17 protein-coding genes are annotated in these 20,305 nt (G+C 70.1%); 9 read left to right on the top strand and 8 right to left on the bottom strand.

Annotation, left to right across the window (positions count from 1 at the left end):
• Positions 1-24 precede the first annotated feature (24 nt).
• Positions 25-462: a DoxX family protein gene (locus tag QWZ14_RS02545; RefSeq protein WP_290314995.1), complete on the bottom strand. Its 438-nt coding sequence runs from the start codon at positions 460-462 to the stop codon at positions 25-27.
• A gap of 280 nt (positions 463-742) precedes the next feature.
• Between QWZ14_RS02545 and QWZ14_RS02540 the strand changes: the two genes are divergently transcribed.
• Both QWZ14_RS02540 and pal read left to right on the top strand, forming a co-directional pair.
• Positions 743-2,422 carry a gamma-glutamyltransferase family protein gene (locus tag QWZ14_RS02540; protein WP_290314994.1) on the top strand — a complete coding sequence of 560 codons (1,680 nt, stop codon included), beginning with the start codon at positions 743-745 and terminating at the stop codon, positions 2,420-2,422.
• Positions 2,423-2,711: 289 nt separating this feature from the next.
• The gene (gene pal, locus QWZ14_RS02535) at positions 2,712-3,242 is read left to right on the top strand and encodes a peptidoglycan-associated lipoprotein Pal (RefSeq protein WP_290314993.1); all 531 of its coding nucleotides are present in this window, start codon (positions 2,712-2,714) and stop codon (positions 3,240-3,242) included.
• 33 nt (positions 3,243-3,275) lie between these two features.
• Here the strand turns inward: pal and QWZ14_RS02530 are convergent, their stop codons facing one another.
• The 4 genes from QWZ14_RS02530 to QWZ14_RS02515 form a co-directional block, all read right to left on the bottom strand.
• Positions 3,276-4,811, bottom strand: coding sequence for a SpoVR family protein (locus QWZ14_RS02530; RefSeq protein ID WP_290314992.1), 1,536 nt, complete (start codon positions 4,809-4,811; stop codon positions 3,276-3,278).
• Positions 4,808-6,112 (bottom strand): YeaH/YhbH family protein, encoded by a 1,305-nt coding sequence (locus QWZ14_RS02525; protein ID WP_290314991.1) that lies wholly within the window; start codon positions 6,110-6,112, stop codon positions 4,808-4,810. Before QWZ14_RS02525 ends, QWZ14_RS02530 begins: the two co-directional genes overlap by 4 nt.
• Positions 6,113-6,143: 31 nt before the next feature.
• Positions 6,144-8,090: a PrkA family serine protein kinase gene (locus QWZ14_RS02520; protein ID WP_290314990.1), complete on the bottom strand. Its 1,947-nt coding sequence runs from the start codon at positions 8,088-8,090 to the stop codon at positions 6,144-6,146.
• Positions 8,091-8,553: 463 nt separating this feature from the next.
• Positions 8,554-9,339, bottom strand: a complete 786-nt coding sequence (locus tag QWZ14_RS02515; protein WP_290314989.1) for an SDR family NAD(P)-dependent oxidoreductase — start codon at positions 9,337-9,339, stop codon at positions 8,554-8,556.
• Between the two features lie 106 nt (positions 9,340-9,445).
• Between QWZ14_RS02515 and QWZ14_RS02510 the strand changes: the two genes are divergently transcribed.
• Positions 9,446-10,189: a tyrosine-protein phosphatase gene (locus QWZ14_RS02510; RefSeq protein ID WP_290314988.1), complete on the top strand. Its 744-nt coding sequence runs from the start codon at positions 9,446-9,448 to the stop codon at positions 10,187-10,189.
• 4 nt (positions 10,190-10,193) lie between these two features.
• Here QWZ14_RS02510 and QWZ14_RS02505 read toward each other — a convergent pair whose 3' ends face one another.
• On the bottom strand, positions 10,194-10,931 hold the full coding sequence (locus QWZ14_RS02505; protein ID WP_290314987.1) for an SDR family NAD(P)-dependent oxidoreductase: 738 nt from the start codon (positions 10,929-10,931) through the stop codon (positions 10,194-10,196).
• A gap of 44 nt (positions 10,932-10,975) precedes the next feature.
• Entirely contained in the window at positions 10,976-11,959 is a 984-nt protein-coding gene (locus QWZ14_RS02500) for a TRAP transporter substrate-binding protein (RefSeq protein WP_290314986.1), read from the bottom strand.
• 115 nt (positions 11,960-12,074) lie between these two features.
• On the opposite strand from QWZ14_RS02500, the gene QWZ14_RS02495 reads away from it, so the two are divergent.
• Genes QWZ14_RS02495 through QWZ14_RS02470 form a run of 6 tightly spaced genes read left to right on the top strand, consistent with a single transcriptional unit; the run spans position 12,075 to position 18,554 of the window.
• Positions 12,075-12,845 carry an SDR family NAD(P)-dependent oxidoreductase gene (locus QWZ14_RS02495; RefSeq protein WP_290314985.1) on the top strand — a complete coding sequence of 257 codons (771 nt, stop codon included), beginning with the start codon at positions 12,075-12,077 and terminating at the stop codon, positions 12,843-12,845.
• A gap of 13 nt (positions 12,846-12,858) precedes the next feature.
• On the top strand, positions 12,859-14,175 hold the full coding sequence (gene hisD / locus QWZ14_RS02490) for a histidinol dehydrogenase (RefSeq protein WP_290314984.1): 1,317 nt from the start codon (positions 12,859-12,861) through the stop codon (positions 14,173-14,175).
• A complete protein-coding gene (locus QWZ14_RS02485) occupies positions 14,172-15,404 on the top strand; it encodes an amidohydrolase family protein (RefSeq protein ID WP_290314983.1) in 1,233 nt (410 codons plus the stop codon). The genes hisD and QWZ14_RS02485 overlap by 4 nt, the downstream gene beginning before the upstream one ends.
• 22 nt (positions 15,405-15,426) lie before the next feature.
• A complete protein-coding gene (locus QWZ14_RS02480) occupies positions 15,427-16,578 on the top strand; it encodes a Gfo/Idh/MocA family protein (RefSeq protein WP_290314982.1) in 1,152 nt (383 codons plus the stop codon).
• 4 nt (positions 16,579-16,582) lie between these two features.
• The gene (locus QWZ14_RS02475; RefSeq protein ID WP_290314981.1) at positions 16,583-17,455 is read left to right on the top strand and encodes an isocitrate lyase/PEP mutase family protein; all 873 of its coding nucleotides are present in this window, start codon (positions 16,583-16,585) and stop codon (positions 17,453-17,455) included.
• Positions 17,456-17,459: 4 nt separating this feature from the next.
• On the top strand, positions 17,460-18,554 hold the full coding sequence (locus QWZ14_RS02470; RefSeq protein ID WP_290314980.1) for an alpha-hydroxy acid oxidase: 1,095 nt from the start codon (positions 17,460-17,462) through the stop codon (positions 18,552-18,554).
• Between the two features lie 119 nt (positions 18,555-18,673).
• On the opposite strand, the gene QWZ14_RS02465 is transcribed toward QWZ14_RS02470, so the two are convergent.
• The gene (locus tag QWZ14_RS02465; RefSeq protein ID WP_290314979.1) at positions 18,674-20,305 is read right to left on the bottom strand and encodes a gamma-glutamyltransferase family protein; all 1,632 of its coding nucleotides are present in this window, start codon (positions 20,303-20,305) and stop codon (positions 18,674-18,676) included.

The raw sequence follows: 20,305 nt of genomic DNA, 5'->3' as shown, positions 1-20,305 counted from the left end.
CGCCGCCGGTGACCGCTGCGGGGATCAGGGCCGCGGCTGCACCGCGTAGCGGCCGGGGCCGGTCCAGGCCAGGATCAGGAAGCCGCCGCACATGGCGATGTTCTTGAAGAAGGAGAAGATCTGCCCGACCTGCGCCCCGCCGGTGAATTCCCAGAAGCGGTGGGCGATGGCATTGGTGCCGAGGGTGTAGAGGATCAGGCCGAAGGCGGCCCAGCGGGTCTGCAGCCCGAGGATGATGAGCAGCGGCAGGATGGTCTCGGCCGCCACCGCCAGCATGCCGCCCAGCATCGGCAGCGGCGCGCCCTGGGTGGTCAGCAGGGTGACGATGCCCGGCCACTGCATGATCTTGAAATAGCCGCTGATCGGAAAGAGCAGCACCAGCGCGATGCGGCCGATCAGCAGCACCAAGTCGGTATTGCCGGGCGAATAGGGGGTGGGCGAAGTGGGCGAGGTGGCGGACATGCAGGTCTCCGGGAGGGGGCGTGGCGAAAGCCGGCGGGCGGGTGCGGGGTCGCAGTCGCGTCGCGCGCCCCGCCGCCCGGCCGAAGGCCGGGGCCTGCGAGGCCCCTCCATCCCTGCCGCCGCCGGCACCCCCGGCGGCCATGGACGGGGATACTAGGGGAAAGCCGCAGGCGCGGGAAACCTTCGACCGGCGGCCTCGCCGGGGGGGCGCGGCTTGCGGTGCCCGGCCGGCATGCGACACTGCGGCGCACCCTACGCACCCGCTTCAAGGAAATGCCGCATGCCCTTGCAACCCATGGTTTCCGGCCGTCGCCACATGGTCTCGGCCGGGCATTGGCTGGCGACCGAGGCCGGCCATGCCATTCTCGAGGCCGGCGGCAATGCGGTGGATGCGGCCGCCGCCGCCGGCATCGCCCTCGGCGTCCTGCATCCCGACCAGGTCCAGTTCGCCGGCGTCGCCCCCATGATCATCCACCTGCGCGAGCGCGGCGAGACGGTGAGCATCGCCGGGCTCGGCTGGTGGCCGCGCGCCGCCGACATCGGGCTGATCGAGCGCGAGCATGATGGCCACATCCCCGAGGGGATCCTCCGCACCGTCATCCCCGCCGCCCCCGATGCCTGGATCCTGGCGCTCGAGCGCTATGGCACGATGTCCTTCGGCGAGGTCGCCGCGGCCGCCATCCGCCATGCCCGCGAGGGCTTCTGCGTGCATCCGGTCATGGCGCATTTCATCGGCACCTTCGCCGAGAGCTACCGCCGCTGGCCGCAGAATGCCGCCATCTTCCTGCCGGGCGGCGCGCCGCCGCGGGAGGGCGACCTCTTCGTGCAGGAGGATCTCGCCCGGTCGCTGCAGTACATGGCGGACGAGGAGCGCGCCGCCGCCGGCGGCGGCCGCCTGGCCGGCCTCGCCGCTGCCCGGGCCGCCTTCTACGAGGGCGACCTCGCCGCCGCCATGGCCCGCTTCCACGCCGAGAACGGCGGCTGGCTGACGCGGGAGGATCTGGCCGGCTACCGCTCGGTGGTCGAGGCGCCGGTCCGGCGGATGGTCGCGGGCACCGAGATCCACGCCTGCGGCCCCTGGTCGCAGGGTCCGGTGCTGCTGCAATTCCTGGCCATGCTGGAGGGCATCGACCTCCGCTCCCTCGGCCATAATTCAGCGGCTTACGTGCATTTGTTGACGGAAGTCATAAAGCTCGGCTTCGCCGACCGGGACCGTTTCTACGGCGACCCCCGCTTCGTCGACGTGCCGCTGGCGGCGCTGCTCTCCCCGGCCTATGCCGCCGCCCAGCGGGCGCGGATCGACCCCGCCCGCGCGGCGCCGGGGGTGCCCGAGACGGCGCGGGACTTCCCCTGGGATGCGGGCGATCCCGCCCTGGTCGGCGACACCTCCTATGTCTGCGCGGTCGACCGCTGGGGCAATGCGGTTTCGGCCACGCCCTCGGATACCTCCTGGGACAGCCCGGTCATCCCGGGCCTCGGCTTCGTGCCCTCCTCCCGCGGCTCGCAGAGCTGGGGCCGGCGGGACCATGCCAGCAGCCTCGCCCCGGGCAAGCGGCCGCGGCTGACGCCGAATCCGGCGCTCGCCATCCGCCAGGGCGAATGGGTCATGCCCTTCGGCGGCCCCGGCGGCGACCTGCAGCCGCAGGCCATGCTGCAGGTCTACCTGAACCACGCCGCCTTCGGCATGAGCCTGCAGGAGGCGGTCGAGGCGCCGCGCTTCGTCACCCACAGCTTTCCCGGCAGCTTCGAGCCGCATGCCTGCCACCCCGGCCGGCTCGACCTGGAGGAGCCGATCGGGGAAGAGGCCGGCGAGGTCCTGGCCGCGCTCGGCCATGCGATCCAGTGGCGGCCGCCGCTGTCGCTGAACACCGCCGGGGTCATGGCGATCAGCCGGCGGGAGGACGGGCTGCTCCAGGGCGGCGCCGACCCGCGGCGGGCGGCGCGGGTGATGGGGATCTAGCCGGGCAGAGCAATGTTTCAAGAACAACGGCTTGCAGGCATAAATGAAGATTGTGCCCGAGCTGTGCGGCCGGGAACATCATGGCGTCCGTTGGCCGGTGCCATGGCGCCTCCCGGCGGCCCGGCGCCCGTCGCCGCCGGGCCCCAGTGGCCCGCCGGGCCGGAGGGGCGCGCATCCGAATAGCGGTGATGGAGTTCCTTGTATTTCACCCGATGAGAGGCGAAACAACCGGCGGGGGTCCGCCGCACAATCCAGTCGCGCCGTCCCCGCCAGAAGGGCTCTCGCCGGAATGCGCGCCAGAATGCTTCCCGTCGCGGCAATCGCCGTCCTGCTCGCCGCCTGCGGGTCCGACAGCACCACCACCGCCGGCACCGCCGGCCAGGGGACGGAATCGGGCCTGGGATCGAGCCTCGGCACCACCGATGGCCGGGCGACCGGCCGCGCCGGCGGTGCCGCCACCGGCCCCGGCAGCCAGGAGGATCTGGTGGCCAATATCGGCGACCGGGTCTTCTTCGTGACCGACAGCGCCAGCGTCGGCGCCGACCAGCAGCCGGTGCTGGCCCGCCAGGCCGGCTGGCTGCAGCAGTACCGCCAGGTCACCGTCCAGGTCGAAGGCCACGCCGACGAGCGCGGCACCCGCGAGTACAACCTGGCGCTGGGCCAGCGCCGCGCCAATTCGGCGCGGGACATCCTGGTCGCCCAGGGCGTGGCCGGGACCCGGATCACCACCATCAGCTTCGGCAAGGACCGCCCGGCCTCGCTCGGTTCCGACCAGCAGGCCTGGAGCCAGAACCGCCGGGCGGTGACCACCGTCCGCTGACGCCGGCCGGCGCCGGGCGGACCGGGCCCGGCGCTACCGCGGCGGCGAGACCGCGTGCTCCTTCAGGCTGGCGCCGGTGGCCGGGTCCATCTCCCGCAGCAGCACGTCGTAGCCCCAGAGGCTGGCCAGGTGCCGCAGCACCTGCCGCGCCTCCTGCTCCTCGAGCAGCCGCCCGGAATGCACCCGGTGCTCCAGGATCAGCCGGCGGTCACCGGCGAGGTCGACATCCGTCACCTGGATGTCGGGGTCGGTCCAGGCGGGATCGTACTGCTTGGCCAGCGCCCGGCGCAGGCGGCGGTAGCCGCGCTCGTCGTGCATGGCATCGACCCGCAGCGCCGGCTGCTTCTCGTCGTCCCGCAGGTGGAAGAGCTTCAGCTTGCGCATCAGGTGCGGGCTCAGGAACTGCAGGATGAAGCTCTCGTCGCGGAACTCGGCCCAGCCGTGCCGCAGGGTCGGCATCGGGTCGCCGCTGCCGGCGAAGTCGGGGAACCACTCCCGGTCCTCCTCGGTGGGGTCGCGGCAGATGCGCTCGATATCCTCCATCATGGCGAAGCCGAGCGCATAGGGGTTGATGCCGGAGTAGCGCGGGTCGTCGAAATCCGGCTGCATGATGACGCTGGTATGGGAATGCAGCGCCTCCAGCAGGGCGCCGTCGGTCAGCCGGCCCTCCCGGTGCAGGGTGTTCAGGATGCGGTGGTGGACGTAGGTGGCGCAGCCCTCGTTCATCATCTTGGTCTGGCGCTGCGGGTGGAAGTACTGCGCCATGTTGCGGACGATGCGCAGGATCTCCCGCTGCCAGGAGGTCAGCTTCGGCGCCGATTTCTCGAGGAAGTAGAGGATGTTCTCCTGCGGCAGCTGCAGCAGGGCGCGGCGCTTCTCGACGTCGCCGGCGATGGCCTGGGTGCTCGCCTTCTCCGGCAGGGTCGACCAGAGCACGTTGAACATCTGCTCGTCGTGCGCCCGGCGCTCCCGCACCCGCTTCTCCTCCGACCGCAGGTCGATGGTGCGGCGGTGGTGGCGGTGGACGCCGTAGTTCATCAGCGCATGGGCGGAGTCGAGCACCCGCTCCACCGCCTCCTCGCCGTATCGCTCCTCGCAGTCGGCGACGTAGCCCTTGGCGAATTCGAGGTAGTCGAGGATGCCCCTGGCATCCGTCCACTCCTTGAACAGCCGGTTGTTCTTAAAGAAGTGGTTATGCCCGAAGGCGGCATGGGCGATGACCAGCGCCTGCAGGGTCGCGGTGTTCTCCTCCATCACGTAGGAGAGGCAGGGGTCGGAGTTGATGACGATCTCATAGGCCAGGCCGCGCAGGCCCTTGCGGTAGAGCGCCTCGTGATGGGCGAATTGCTTGCCGAAGGACCAGTGCCGGTAGAACAGCGGCAGGCCGGTGCTGGCATAGGCATCCAGCATCTGCTCCGCCGAGATGATCTCGATCCGGTTGGGATAGACATCGAGGCCGAGGTCGCGGTGGGCGACGACCTCGCAGGCGTCGTGGATCTTCATCAGGGTGGCGAAGTCCCAGTCCGCCCCCTGGTACAGCAGCTCGTCGGGCGTCACCGGCGCGTTCATCCCTTGGCCTCCTCCAGGATGCCGCGCTTGGCGAAGAGCTCCCGGAAGACCGGGAAGATCTCGCGCCGGTTGCGGACCTTCTTCATCGCCATGGGCGCGCCGGCGGAGACCAGCTGCTCGTAGGTCCGCCAGAGGTCGGTCGGGCCGCGGGGGAAGCCGGGCATGCCATGCTCGCCGTCGCGGCCGACCTCGATGTAGGCGTAGTACTGGCAGGCCGGCAGGATGGTATCGATCAGCAGCCGGGCGGTGCGCTGGCTGTCGCCGGCGGCATTGTCGCCGTCCGAGGCCTGGGCGGCGTAGATGTTCCAGTCGGACGGCGGGTAGCGGTCCTCCACCACCTTCCGCATCTCCTCGAGCGCGGTCGAGACCAGGGTGCCGCCGGTCTCCCGGCTGTGGAAGAAGGTCTCCTCGTCGACCTCCGCCGCCTCGTGGGTGTGGCGGATGAAGACCAGGTCGACATGCTTGTAGCGGCGCTGCAGGAAGATGAAGAGCAGCGTGTAGAAGCGCTTGGCCAGGTCCTTCATGTCCTCGGTCATGCTGCCGGAGACGTCCATCAGGCAGAACATCACCGCCCGGGCGACCGGCCGCGGCACCGGCTCGAACCGGCGGTAGCGGACGTCGATCGGGTCGATCCAGGGGATGCGCTGGCTGCGCTTGAGCTGGCTCGCCAGCTCCGCCCGCAGCAGGACCAGCCGCTCCGCCGCCGCCGGGTCGCCCTCCAGCGCGGCGATCTCGGCCTCCAGCGCCAGCACCTCGGCCGGCTTCGGCCGCTTGAGCGCGATCCGGCGGGAGAGGCTGTTGCGCATGGTCCGGGCCAGCGACAGGTTCGAGGGCGTGCCCGCCACGGAATAGCCGGCCCGGTGCCAGGCCGGGTCGGAGCCCTCCACCAGCCGGCGCTTGGCCAGGTCCGGCAGCTCCAGGTCGTCGAGGAAGAGAGAGAGGAACTCCTCCCGGGTCAGGACGAAGCGGAAGGCATCCTCGCCGCTGCCGTCCTGCGCCCCCTCCGAGCCGCCGCCGCCGCCGCCGCCGGGCGGCCGCTGGATCTCGTCGCCCTCCCGGTATTCCTTGTTGCCGGGCAGCACGTGGTCGCGGATCCCGCCGCCGCCATGGTGGAAGCTCGGCTCGCGGATGCCGTGCAGGGGAATGCTGACCTCGCCCCCCGAATCGGCGCTGCGGATGTCCCGCTTGGCGGAGGCATCCCGCACCGCCTCCTGCACGAGCGTCTTGGCCCGGCGCAGGAAGCGCTGACGGTTGGGGAGGCTGCGGCCGCTGGGATTCAGGCGGCGGTCAAGGATCTGCATCGAGTCTTGGGCCTCGCGATCCGGTTCGGGGTTAGCCGGCCTGCTTCACCCGCATGTACCATTCGACCAGCCGGCGAACCTGCCTCTCGGTATACCCCCGCGAGGCCATCCGTTGCACAAATTCACCGTGTTTCTTCTCACTCTCGCCGTCCTTCTTCGAGCCGAAGGAGATGACCGGCAGAAGGTCCTCGACCTGGCTGAACATCCGCCGCTCGATCACCTCGCGGATCTTCTCGTAGCTGGTCCAGGAGGGGTTGCGGCCGCCCCGGTTGGCCCGGGCGCGGAGGGCGAATTTCACAACCTCGTTGCGGAAGTCCTTGGGGTTGGCGATGCCGGCCGGCTTCTCGATCTTGGTGAGCTCCTGGTTCAGCAACTCACGGTTGAGCATCTGGCCGGTGTCCGCATCCTTGAAGTCCATGTCCTCGACCCATGCGTCGGCATAGGCGACGTAGCGGTCGAACAGGTTCTGACCGTAGTCGTTGTAGGATTCGAGGTAGGCCTTCTGGATCTCGTTGCCGATGAACTCGGCGTAGCGCGGCGCCAGCTCGCCCTTGATGAATTCGAGGTAGCGCTTCTCGGTCTCGTCCGGCAGCTGGTCGCGGCGGATGGTCTGCTCCAGCACGTACATCAAATGCACCGGGTCGGCGGCGATCTCGGTGGTGTCGTAGTTGAAGGCCGCGGCCAGCACCTTGAAGGCGAAGCGGGTGGAGGCGCCCTCCATGCCCTCGTCCGGCCCGGCCGAGTCGCGGTACTCCGACAGGTTCTTCGCCCGCGGGTCGGTCTCCTTCAGGGATTCGCCGTCGTAGACCCGCATCTTGGCGTAGATGTTGGAATTTTCGTGCTTCTTCAGTCGGCTGAGCACGGTGAAGCGGGCCAGCATTTCCAATGTCGCCGGGGCGCAGGGGGAGGCCGCGAGCTCGCTGGAGGAGACCAGCTTCTCGTAGATCTTCTGCTCCTCGGTCACCCGCAGGCAATAGGGGACCTTGATGACATAGATACGGTCGATGAAGGCTTCGTTGTTCTTGTTGTTCTTGAAGCTCTGCCACTCCGATTCATTGCTGTGGGCCAGGATGATGCCCTGGAAGGGCAGGGCGCCGATGTTCTCGGTGCCGATATAGTTGCCCTCCTGCGTCGCCGTCAGCAGCGGGTGCAGCATCTTGATCGGCGCCTTGAACATCTCGACGAATTCCAGGACGCCCTGGTTCGCCCGGTTCAGCCCGCCCGAGAAGCTGTAGGCGTCCGGGTCGTTCTGGCCGAACATCTCGAGCTTGCGGATGTCGACCTTGCCGACCAGGGAGGAGATGTCCTGGTTGTTCTCGTCGCCCGGCTCGGTCTTGGCGATGGCGATCTGGCGGAGGCGGGAGGGGCGGACCTTCACCACCCGGAACTGCGAGATGTCGCCGCCGAAGGCATCGAGCCGCTTCAGCGCCCAGGGACTCATCAGGCCGTTGAGCCGCCGGCGGGGGATGCCGTAGCGCTCCTCGAGCATCGGCCCCATGCGCTCGGGATCGAACAGGCCGAGCGGGCTCTCGAATACCGGGCTCATCTCGTCGCCGGCCTTCAGCACGTAGATCGGCTGCGCCTCCATCAGCGCCTTCAGCCGCTCGGCGAGCGAGGACTTGCCGCCGCCCACCGGGCCGAGCAGGTAGAGGATCTGCTTGCGCTCCTCGAGGCCCTGGGCCGCGTGGCGGAAGAAGCCGACGATCCGCTCGATCGTCTCCTCCATGCCGTAGAACTCGGCGAAGGCCGGATAGGTGCGGATGGTGCGGTTGAGGAAGATGCGTCCGAGACGGACGTCCTTGGCGGTATCGACGACGGTCGGCTCGCCGATCGCCTGGAGGATCCGCTCCGGCGCGCTGGCGTAATGGCCGGGATCGGTCCGGCAGGCTTCGAGGAATTCGGAGATCGACATGTCGGTTTCGCGCCGGGACTCATAGGCCCGGGCGTAGTCGGCGAAGATGTCCTGCGTGCTGTTCATCGGCCGCCCCTGCAAGTGCTGCCAGTCAGATGGCAACGCCGTCAGTGTGCGGAATGCCCAAACCGATTGCGGTAAACTTTTATTGCTGCGGCGCACCCCCGCCCTGTATGCTGCAAATCACGGGGAGGCGAGGTGGGTCGCGGCAAGGCGATACACCCCGCGATGCCGGCCGTCCGGCAAGTCAACCGCCCGGCAACGCCGGCTCCGGTTCCTGGGTTGGCTCAGCCGCATCTGTGCGGTTTCATCGAGCGGCATTAAAACGGCTCGAAGACCATTTGCAGACCGCGTTAAGTTTGCAGTTACACTTGGAAACGCCAAGTCCGGGCGCTGCGACCGATGTCCGCCGCGCCGCCCGCGGATGGCCGCCGGCCCTCCGGGTGCCAGATCTCATGCAAGCAGCGCGCCACGAGGGCGGGCGTTCCCCGGGCGCGTGCCATGCCCGGCCCGGGGTGCCGCGGCCGGCTCAGTCGTCGCTATTGGCCGGGGCGCCGCAGAGCACGCCGCCGTCGATGATCATGTGCTGCCCGGTCATGAAGCTGCCGGCAGGCGAGGCCAGGAAGACCGCGGCGCCGGCGATCTCGTCCGGCTCGCCGATCCGCTTCAATGGCGTGTCGCGGGTCCGCTTCTTGTAGTTCACCGGGTCCTCCCACAGCGCCCGGGCGAAGTCGGTCCGCACCAAGCCGGGGGCGATGCAGTTCACCCGGATGTTCTTCGGCCCCCATTCGACCGCCAGGTTCCGCGCCAGTTGCAGGTCCGCCGCCTTGGTGATGGCATAGGCGCCGAGGTTGACCGAGCCCTTGAAGCCGCCGATCGAGGAGACGATCACGATCGCCCCGCCGCCGCGGGCCTCCATGCTGGGGATGCACATGTGGGACAGCCACATGTTCGACTTGATGTTGGTCGCCATCATCTTGTCGAAGATGTCGTCGGCGATACCCATGGCCGGGCCGAAATGCGGGTTGATGGCGGCGTTGCAGACCAGGATGTCGACCCCGCCCCAGAGCTTGATGGTCTCGTCCGCCAGCGCCTGCAGTTCCGGCTTGCGGCCGATGTTGCAGGCCATGGCGACGGCGGTGCCGCCCTTCGCGGTGATGGCATCGACCACCACTTGGCAGGCATCCAGCTTGCGCGAGGAGACGACAACCTTGGCGCCGTGCTCGGCCATGCGCTCGGCGATGGCCCGGCCGATGCCGCGCGAGCCGCCGGTGACGACGGCGACCTTTCCGCTGAGGTCGAATAGGGATGACATGCTTGGGTTCCTCCGGGTGTTGGGCGATTGTCCGCAGCGGAATTGCCCCGCGTCAACCCGTGGCCCCCCGGCGACCCGCCGCGGCCCCGACAGGAGTGCCCCAGCCTTGGACCTGCCCCATGCCGTGCCGCTCGAAGGCGCCTCCAACCTCCGCGACCTCGGCGGCTGGCCTGTGGCCGACGGCCGCCGGGTGAGGCGCGGCATCCTGTTCCGCTCCGCCACCCTGGCGGCGCTGACGCCGCGGGACGTCGACACCATCGCGGGGCTGCGTCTGCGGACGGTCTGCGACCTCCGCGGGGTGGCCGAGGCGGCGCAGCACCCCTCCCGCCTGCCGGCGGGGGCGGCGCGGGTCGCGCTGCCGATCGAGCCCAGCGTCGGCGCCTCGCTGCGCGACCTGATGCGGCGGGAGCAATCGACCGGGGAGGACGTGGTCGCCCTGCTGCGCACCGCCTACCTCGACTACGGCACCCGCTTCATCGGCGCCTACCGCGGGCTGTTCGAGCTGCTGCTGGACCCGGCGCGGCATGCCCTGCTGTTCCATTGCTCGGCGGGCAAGGACCGCACCGGGCTCGGCGCCGCGCTCGTCCTCACCGCCCTCGGCGCCAGCCGGCAGACGGTGCTGGCCGATTACGTCGCCACCGACCGGCTCTGGCAGCGCGACTTCGCCCTGCCGCCGGAGACCCCGAAGCCGCTGGCCGAGGCCCTGCTCGGCACCCATCCGGCGCTGCTCGAGGCCGCGCTGGACGCCGCCGAGGCGGCGCATGGCGGCTCGGTGCCGGTACTGCTCGAGCGCGGCCTCGGCCTCGGTGCCGCGCGCCTCGCCCGGCTGCGCGACCTGCTGCTGGAATAGGCTCCTACGGCATGTAGCCGCCGCCGTTCACGTGGTAGACCTGCCCGGTGATCCAGGCCGCCTGGGGCGAGGCGAGGAAGACCGCCATGGCGGCGATATCCTCGGGCGTCCCGAGCCGCCCCAGCGGCAGCGCCGCCCCCATGGCGCGGACCTCGGCATCGCTGTTGCCGTAGCGGGGCTGGGCGGTATCGGTCAGGCCGGGGGCGATGGCATTCACCCGGATGCCGTGCGGCGCCAGGGCCAGGGCCATGGAGCGGGTGATGCCGACCACGCCGTTCTTGGTCGCGCTGTAATGGACGCCCACGGGCGTGCCCCGCACCGCGGAGGAGCTGAGGTTCATGATCGAGCCCTTGATCCCCGCCGCCACCATGGCCCGCGCTGCCGCCTGGGCGCAGAAAGCGCTGCCCTTCAGGTTCACCGCGAGCACCTGGTCCCAATCCGCCTCGGTCATCGCCAGGAAATCGACGCGAGGGAAGATCCCGGCATTGTTCACCAGCACGTCGATCCGCCCGAAGTCCTCGATCGCCTTCTGCACCACCGCGGCGCAGGCGGCGGCCCCGGCGCCGACATCCCCCTGCACCAGCACCGCCTGCCGGCCTGCGGCGCGTACGGCCTCGGCCACCGCCTCCGCCGCCGCGCGGTCGTCCAGCCAGTTGATCGCCACGTCGTGCCCCGCCGCGGCGAGGCCGAGGGCGCAGGCGCGCCCGATTCCCTGCTGCGCACCCGTCACCAATGCCACCATGATCGCCTCCGCCCCGCTTGCTGCGGTGCAGTATGCGGGGGGCGTCAGCGGCTGACGAGGGCGCGATAGCGCTCCAGCATCTGGCCGCCGTCCTGGCCGGCCCGGGCCAGCCATTCCTGGGTCTGCTTCGCCCCGATCTCGCGCAGTTGGGTCTGCATCTCGGCCGGCGCCGAGGCCACGGTCATGCCATGGCTGCGCAGTCGTTCCGTTGCCTCGCTCTCGGCGGCCCGCGCCATCTCGGTGCCGCGGGCCTCGGCCTGCTTCGCCGCGGCGATGAGGGCGGAGCGCACCGCCGGCTCCAGCGCCGCCAGCGCCCGGCTATTGGCGAAGATGGCGTTCTTCGCCCGCATGCCGCCGACATCGAGGAAGTGCCGGCTGAAGTCCCAGGCGCTGGTATCGACCCCGGTCTGCGCCGCGGTGAAGAGCACGTTGACCAGGTTGGTGGCGAAGGCCTGGGGGATGTCCGGCACCTGCACCGTCACCGGCTGGGCGCCCAGCAGCTCGGCGAAGCGGGTGGTCAGGGTGTTGTAGGCGCGGAAGCGGGTGCCGCGCAGCTCGGCGAGGGCGGTCAGCGGCGTCCGGGTATAGAAGCCCTGGCTCGGCCAGGGGACCAGGGAGAGCAGGGTCAGCCCCTGGCGTTCCAGCCGGGCGCGGATGAAGGGCTCGGTCGCCTGGGTGAGCGCCGCCGTCGCCTCCCAGGTATCGGCCAGGAAGGGGATGCTGTCGGCCTCGAAGAAGGGGTCCTCGTTGCCGTGGATGGACAGCAGCACCTCGCCGAGCTGCACCTGGCCGGTCTGCACCCCCCGCTTGATCTGCGGCAGCGGCAGCAGGCTGCCGTTGTGATGCGCCTGGATCGCCAGCCGGCCCTGGGTCGCCTGCTCCACCTCGCCGAGGAAGCTGCGGACATTGCGGGTGTGGTAGTTCTGCTCGGCATAGGGCGTGGCCATGACCCAGCGTGTCTGGGCCTGCGCGGCGGTCGCGAGCATGGCGATGGCCGCGCCGGCCAGCGCGGCGGATAGGCGATTCATCGGGGTCCCTCCGGTCGCCGCGGCGTGGCCCCGCGGTCGTTGCGGCATCTTCCGGGGCGGACCCCGGGGTGGCAACCCCCTGGACCGCAGCGCCCGGGCTTGTAGTCTGCCGCCCATGCCGATCACCCTGCCGACCACCCCGAGCTTCCGCCTCGATGGCCGCCGCGCCCTGGTCAGTGGCGCCGGGCGGGGCATCGGCCTGGCCGCCGCCGCCGCCCTGGCCGCCGCGGGGGCTGCCGTCACCCTGCTCTCCCGCACCGCCGCCGAGATCGAGGCCGCCGCCGCGGCGATCCGGGCGGCGGGCGGCACCGCCGATACGCTGGTGCTCGACATCGCCGATATCGCCGGGGTCCAGGCCGCCATCGCCGCCCGCCCGGCCTACCATGCCTTCGTCAACAACGCCGGCTCGGCCCGCCACGCCCAGTTCCTCGAGGTGACGGAGGGGGATTTCGACGCGGTGATGGGGCTGAACCTGCGCGGCTGCTTCTTCGCGGCGCAGGCCGTCGCCCGGCGCATGGCCGCCGAGGGCGTGCGGGGTTCCATCATCAACGTCTCCTCGCAGATGGGCCATGTCGGCGGGCCCAACCGCAGCGTCTACTGCGCCAGCAAATTCGCCATGGAGGGCTGGACCAAGGTGATGGCGATCGAGCTCGCCCCCTTGGGGATCCGCGCCAATACCATCGGCCCCACCTTCATCGAGACGCCGCTGACCCGGCCCTTCTTCGAGAAGCCGGAATTCTCCGCCTGGGTCCTCTCCAAGCTCAAGCTCGGCCGGGTCGGCCAGGTGGAGGAGCTGATGGGCCCGGTGGTCTTCCTCGCTTCCGATGCGTCTTCTCTGATGACGGGCTCCGCGCTGCTCGTCGACGGCGGCTGGACCGCCGAATAAAGGACTGCGACCTATGGCACGCTGGTTGAAGACAAGCATCTCCGCCGCCGACAAGGCCGATGCGGATACCAAGGTCCGCGGCATCGTCGAGGGCCTGCTGGCCGATATCGCCAGGCGCGGCGATGCGGCGGTGCGCGAATACTCGGTCAAGTTCGACGGCTGGGACCGGATCGACTACCGGCTGACCGATGCCGAGATCAAAGCCTGCCTCGATGAGCTGACCGGCCAGGACCTCGAGGACATCCGCTTCGCCCAGGCCCAGGTCCGCAACTTCGCCGAGCACCAGCGGGCCGCGCTGAAGGATATCGAGGTCGAGACGCTGCCTGGGGTGGTGCTGGGGCACAAGAACATCCCCATGAATTCTGTCGGCTGCTACGTGCCCGGCGGCAAGTATCCGCTGCTGGCCTCCGCGCACATGTCCGTCGTCACCGCCAAGGTCGCCGGGGTGCCGCGCATCGTCACCTGCGCGCCGCCCTACCACGGCAAGCCGGCGCCGGCGATCGTCGCGGCCCAGCATCTGGCCGGCGCCGACGTGATCTACTGCCTCGGTGGCGTCCAGGCCGTCGGCGCCATGGCGCTGGGGACCGAGAGCATCCCCTCGGTCGACATGCTGGTCGGCCCTGGCAATGCCTTCGTCGCCGAAGCGAAGCGGCAGCTCTACGGCCGGGTCGGCATCGACCTGTTCGCCGGGCCGACCGAGACGCTGGTCATCGCCGACGAGTCGGTCGATGCCGAGATCTGTGCCACCGACCTGCTCGGCCAGGCCGAGCACGGCCCGACCAGCCCCGCCATCCTGCTGACGAACTCGGAAAAGCTCGCGCGGGAGACCATGGCCGAGGTCGAGCGGCTGCTGGGCATCCTGCCCACCGCCGAGGTCGCCCGGCAGTCCTGGCGCGACTACGGCGAGGTGATCGTTTGCGACAGCCTGGAGGAGATGGTGGTCGAGGCCGACCGCATCGCCTCCGAGCATGTGCAGGTGATGACGCGGAACGACGATCTGTTCCTGCAGAAGATGACCAACTACGGGGCGCTCTTCCTCGGCCCGCGCACCAACGTCGCCTTCGGCGACAAGGTCATCGGCACCAACCACACCCTGCCGACCCAGGGCGCGGCGCGCTATACCGGCGGGCTCTGGGTCGGCAAGTTCCTGAAGACCGTGACCTACCAGCGGGTGCTGACCGATGCCGCCAGCGCCGGCATCGGCGAGGTCTGCTCCCGCCTCTGCATGCTCGAGGGCTTCGCCGGCCATGCCGAGCAGGCCAATGTCCGGGTGCGGCGCTACGGCGGCCGCAACATCCCCTATGCGACCGCGGCGGAGAAGCTCGGATGAGCTTCGACCTCATCCTCCGCGATGCCCGGCTGCCGGATGGCACCGCCACCGACATCGGCGTCGCCGGCGGGGTGATCGCGGCGCTGGCGTTGGGCCTCCCCGCCGAGGCCGCCGAGGTGGTGGAGTGCGGCGGCCGGCTGGTCTCCCCCGGCTTCGTCGAGACCCATATCCACCTCGACAAGACCTGCACCATCGACCGCTGCGCCTGCGAGACCGGCCGCTTCCCCCACCGCGCGATGGAGCGGACCAGCGCCATCAAATCCACCTTCTCGGTCGAGGACGTCACCGACCGCGCCAGCCGCACCCTGCAGAAATGCATTGGCCACGGCGCCACCACCATGCGCACCCATGTCGAGGTGGACCCGCTGGTCGGGCTGCGCGGCTTCGAGGGCGTCAAGGCGCTGGTCGAGGCCTACAGATGGGCCATCGACATCGAGATCTGCGTGATGCCGCAGGAGGGCTTGCTGAACAACCCCGGCACCGACGCGCTGATGGTCGCGGCGTTGCGCAACGGCGCCCGCGTGGTCGGCGCCGCGCCGAGCTACGACAGCGACCCGGCCGGGCAGATTCGCCGGGTCTTCGAGCTGGCCCGGGAATACGACGCCGACATCGACATGCATGTCGACAGCGGATCCTCCGCCGCGCATCTCGACACCCGCCTGGTCTGCGACCTGACCGAGCAATACGGCTGGGGCGGCCGGGTCGCCTGCGGCCACCTGACCAAGCTCTCGACCATGCCGCTGCCGGAGCTGGACGCGATGGCCAGGCGCATGGCCGATGCCGGCGTGGCGCTGACGGTGCTGCCCTCGACCGACCTCTACCTCGGCGGCCGCGACAGGGATCATCGGGTCGAGCGTAGCGTGGCCGACGCCAACCGGCTGCACCGGCTCGGCGTCACCTGCTCGATCTCCTCGAACAATATCCTGAATGCCTTCACCCCGATGGGCGACGGGCAGCTCATCCGCATGGCCAACCTCTATGCGAACGTCGTGCAGCAGGCGATGCCGGAGGCGCTGCGCGATACCTGGGGCATGTTCACCAGCAATTCCGCGAAGCTGCTGCGGAAGTCCGACTACGGCATCGCGGTGGGCAACCCGGCCGACCTTATCCTGGTGGATGCCCCCGACCCGGTGGCCGCCATCCGCGAGATCGCGCCGACCCTGATGGGCTTCAAGCGCGGCCGCCGCACCTTCACGCGGACGCCGGTGGTGCTACACAGGCCGCACTAGGGCAGGGGGGACTCCGGGAGCCATGGCCACGCGCCGCATCGGCATCATCATGCATGGGGCGACCAGCCGCATCGGCACCACCCAGCACCTGATCAACAGCCTGCTGCCGATCCGCGCCGAGGGCGGGCTGCCTCTGGCCAACGGCGACCGGCTGCTGCCCGACCCCATCCTTGTCGGCCGCACCCCGGACAAGCTGGAGGCGCTGGCGCATCGCCTCGGCGTCACCCGCTGGACGACCGACCTCGATGCGGCCCTGGCCAACCCCGAGGACGAGCTCTTCTTCGAATGCGCCTTCGGTGGCGGCCGGCCGGAACTGGCCCGCCGGGCGCTCGCCGCCGGCAAGCACATCTACCTGGAGAAGCCGGTCGCCGAGACGCTGGCCGAGGTCGTCGCCCTGCGCGCCGAGGCCGAGGCCGCCGGCGCCAAGCACGCCGTCATGCAGGACAAGATCCACCTGCCGGGGCTGGCCAAGCTGAAGACCGTGCTGAACCTCGGCAGCCTCGGCAGGCTGCTGTCGATGAAGCTGGAATTCGGCTGGTGGGTCTTCGATGGCGAGCATATCCCGGCGCAGCGCACCTCCTGGAACTACAGGAAAGCGACCGGCGGCGGGCTGGTGCTCGACATGTTCCCGCACTGGCGCTACGTCATCGACCACCTGTTCGGCGCCCCGACCGCGCTCACCTGCCACATGCGGACCGCGCAGCCGAGGCGCTGGGACGAGCAGCACCGACCCTACGACGTCGACGTCGAGGACGAGGCCCGCGCCATCCTCGAATGCCCCGGCGGCGTTGTCGGCGAGATCTTCAGCAGCTGGGCGACGCGCATCCGCCGTGACGACATGCTGGTGGTGACCGCGGAAGGGACCCAGGGCTCCGCCGTCGCCACCCTGCAGCAGTGCTGGACCCAGTCGCTGGCCAATACGCCGAAGCCGGTCTTCCCGGTGCAGGCGCCGCAGGCCATGGATTTCCGCAGTCAATGGGCGGAAGTCCCCGACATGGTCCCGTTCAAGAACAGCTACCGCCAGGCCTGGGAGCTCTACCTCCGCCACATCGCCGAGGATGCGCCGAATACCGCCTCGCTGGCCCAGGCTGCCCGCGGGTTGCAGCTGATCGAAGCCTGCCACGAAAGCCACAACGCGCGGCGCTGGGTCAACCTGCCCGCCCTGGAGGGATGATCCCGTGAATTCCGTCACCGACCGCCGCATGCGGTTCCGCAACGTCCTCGCCGGCCCCGTCTGCGTCCATCCCGGCTCGGTCTTCGACCCGATGTCGGCCCGCATCGCCGAGGAGCTCGGCTTCGAGGTCGGCATGTACGCGGGCTCGACCGCCTCGCTCACCGTGCTCGGCGCGCCCGACCTCATCGTCCTGACCCTGTCGGAATTCGCCGAGCAGGCGCGGCGCATCTGCCGCGCGGTGAAGACCCTGCCGGTGCTGGTCGATGCCGACCACGGCTACGGCAATGCGCTGAACGCCATGCGCACCTGCGAGGAGATGGAGAATTCCGGCGTCGCCGCCATGACGCTGGAGGACACCGTGCTGCCGCGCCCGCATGGCGACGGCAAGGTCACGCTGATTTCGATCGAGGAAGGCATGGGCAAGGTCCGCGCCGCGCTGGCGGCCCGCGACGATCCCTCCTTCTGCATCGTCGCCCGCAGCGGCGTCGTCTCGGTCAACGGCATCGAGGATGCGGTCGCCCGCACCAAGGCCTATACCACCAGCGGTGCCGATGCGCTGTTCTACACCGGCATCAAGACCCGGGCCGAGCTGGACGCCGTCTCGGCCGTCGCCACCCTGCCGATCATCGTCGGCGGCGTCGAGGGCACCGAGATCAACGACAAGGCCTATCTCGCCGCCCGCGGCGTCCGCGTCGCGCTGCAGGGCCACCAGCCGATCATGGCGGCGCAGCAGGCGGTCTATGCCACGCTGAAGGCGCTGCGCGACGGCACCCAGCCCAAGGACCTGCCCGGCCTGCCGACCGGCGGGCTGATGGGCCGCATCACCCGCGAGGGCGATTACCAGCGCTGGACCAAAGACTACCTCGGAGGGAAGTGAAGCCATGTCCAACGAAGCCGAGAGCCCCTTCCAGACGCTGCATGAGTTCGTCAAGGAAGCCAAAGGCCGCCTGAGCCCGGGCAACTGGGACTACCTGGTCGGCGCGACCGAGACCGAGACGACGATGATGCGCAACCGCGCCGCCATCGACAGCCTCGCCTTCCGTCCGCGGGTGCTGCGCGACGTCTCGACTATCGATCTCACCGGCCGCTTCCTCGGCCGCCCGATCACCCTGCCGATCATGCTGGCCCCGGTCGGCGGCCTCGAGAATTTCGATCCCGAGGGCGGCGCTCCGGCGGCCCGCGCCGCGGCCGAGTTCGGCGTCCCGATCATGGTCTCCTCCGTCTCCATGCCGGGGCTCGAGCCCATGGCGGCGGCGGGGAAGGGGCCCAAGGTCTTCCAGCTCTATGTCCGCGGCGACAGCGCCTGGATCGACGAGGTGGCGAAACGCGCCATCGACCACGGCTACGACGCCTTCTGCTTCACGGTGGATACCGCCATCTACAGCCGCCGCGAGCGCGACATCGCCAAGCGCTTCGTCAAGCCCTGGCGCGCCCGCGCCACCGGCCAGCATTTCCAGGCGGCGCTGAACTGGGACGAGATCAAGCGCTTCAAGGACAAGTACGACATCCCCGTCGCGCTGAAGGGCATCGCCACCGCCGAGGATGCGGCGATGGCGGTCGAGCATGGGGTCGAGATCGTCTATGTCTCGAACCACGGCGGCCGGCAGCTAGACCACGGCCGCGGCTCGCTCGACGTGCTGCCGGAGGTGGTGAAGGCGGTCGAGGGCCGCGCCAAGGTCTGGGTCGACGGCGGCTTCGTCCGCGGTTCGGATATCGTCAAGGCGGTCATCCTCGGCGCCGAGCTGGTCGGCTTGGGCCGGATGTACTGCTACGCCCTGGCCGCGGCGGGCGAGGCGGGCGTGGCGCAGATGTTCAAGCTGCTGGAGACCGAGGTGCATGAGGTGCTCGGCCTGCTCGGCGTCACCAGCTTCGGGCAGCTGGACGGCAGCTACCTGCACCCGGTGTCGCCGGTGGTGCAGCCGCATGTGCACAGCAGCTTCCCGCTGACCAACCTGAGCGATCCCGGCTACCGGTGAAGGCAAGGCCGGGGGAAGGCACTTCCCCCGGACCCCCTTCGTTTTCTCATCTTAAAGCGTAGAAATAGATGGGGTTGGACGCATGCGTCCAACGGGGGAATACCTTCCCCCAACCTTCCTTAAACCCCCGCAGCATAGCCATCCCGCTGTGGATCGGCCCCACCCTCCGGCACGCCATCCCACAGCGAGATTCCATGCACCCCGGCGAAGGCGTAGCTCTGGTAGCTGCGCTTGGTCGCATGGCCCTCCGCCTGCAGCGCCTTCTCCACGCCACGCGGGATGCGGTTGGAGAGGTCCACCGTCTCGCTCGTCGCCGAGAAGCGCGGCGCGCTCACCGCCTCCTGCATGCCCATCCCCCAGTCCAGCAGGTTCAGCAGCACCTGCATCACCGCGACGGTGATCCAGGCCCCGCCCGGCGCGCCCAGCGTCGCCACCGGCCGCGCGCCCTCCAGCACGATCGTCGGGCTCATCGAGGAATAACGCCGCTTGCCCGGCGCGATCGAGCCGGCCCGCCCCGGCCGCGGGTCCATCCAGTTCATCGCCCCGTTCAGCATGAAGCCGGTCCCCGGCGGGATGACGCCGGAGGGGACCGCCAGCGTATGGGTCATGGAGACGACCATGCCGTCCGCGTCCGTGCAGGAGACATGCGTGGTATTCGGCGCATCGCTGACCGCCCGCACGAGCGAGGCCCGCTCGCCCGCCCGGATGCGCGCCGCCAGTGCATCGGCATAGGCATCCGACAGCAGCATCCCGACCGGCACCTCGCGGAAGGCGGGGTCGCCGACATGCGCCTCCTTGTCGAGCCCGGCCAGCTTCATCGCCTCCGCCACCACCGCGATATAGGCCGGCGTGTTGTGGCCCAGCGCCACCAGGTCGAAGCGCTCGAGGATGCGCAGCATCTCGCCCACCACCACGCCGCCGGCCGGCGGCTCCGGCAGCGCCACGGTGAAGCCGCGGTAGGGGACCAGCAGCGGCGCGCTCTCGGCGGCGCGGAAGCCGGCGAGGTCGGCGAGCGACAGCAGCCCGCCCTTGGCCTCCATGTCGGCGACGATCCGCCGCGCCAGGCCGCCGGTGTAGAAATCCTCCGCCCCGTCGCGGGCCAGGCCGCGCAGGGTGGCGGCCAGCGCCGGGTTGCGCACCGCCTCGCCCAGGCGCTTCGGCGTCCCGTCCGGCCGCAGGTAGAGCGCCCGGCCCTCCTCGGTGTGGCCGAGCTTCTCGACATAGCTGAGCCTCCCGTAGGGCCGCTCATCCATGGTGAACATGGCATGCACATGCGGCCGGATGATCCAGCCTTCCTCGGCGAAGCCGATCGCCGCATCGAACAGCGCCGCCCAGGGCTTCCGCCCCAGCCGGGCATGGGCATCCGCGAAGACCCGGAGCGCGCCGGGCACCGTCACCGCCAGCGGCCCGCGCTCGTTCACGTAGCCCTTGACGCGATAGCCGAAGCCATCGGCGCATTCGCCCTCGAAGGCGTCCGCCCACATGTCCTCCCGCGCCGCGCCGGGGCAGGTGCCGAGGCCGTTCAGCACGAGATGCGTCCCGGTCGCGGGGTCGAGGATCTGCAGGGTGGCGATGCCGCCGATGCCGCACATCATCGGGTCCACCACGCCCTGCGTGAGGGCGCAGGCCAGCGCCGCATCCAGCGCATTGCCGCCGGCGGCCAGCATGGCGGCGCCGGCCTCCACCGCCTCGGGCTGCGGGGCGACGATCATGGCGCGCGGGACGGGCAGGCGGCGGGCGGGGCGGGGCAT

Origin of the sequence: Paeniroseomonas aquatica, from assembly GCF_030409335.1 — a bacterium.
GTDB classification, from domain to species: domain Bacteria; phylum Pseudomonadota; class Alphaproteobacteria; order Acetobacterales; family Acetobacteraceae; genus Belnapia; species Belnapia aquatica.
Note: the sequence above shows the minus strand (reverse complement) of the source record. Positions and strands in the feature narration are given on the sequence as shown.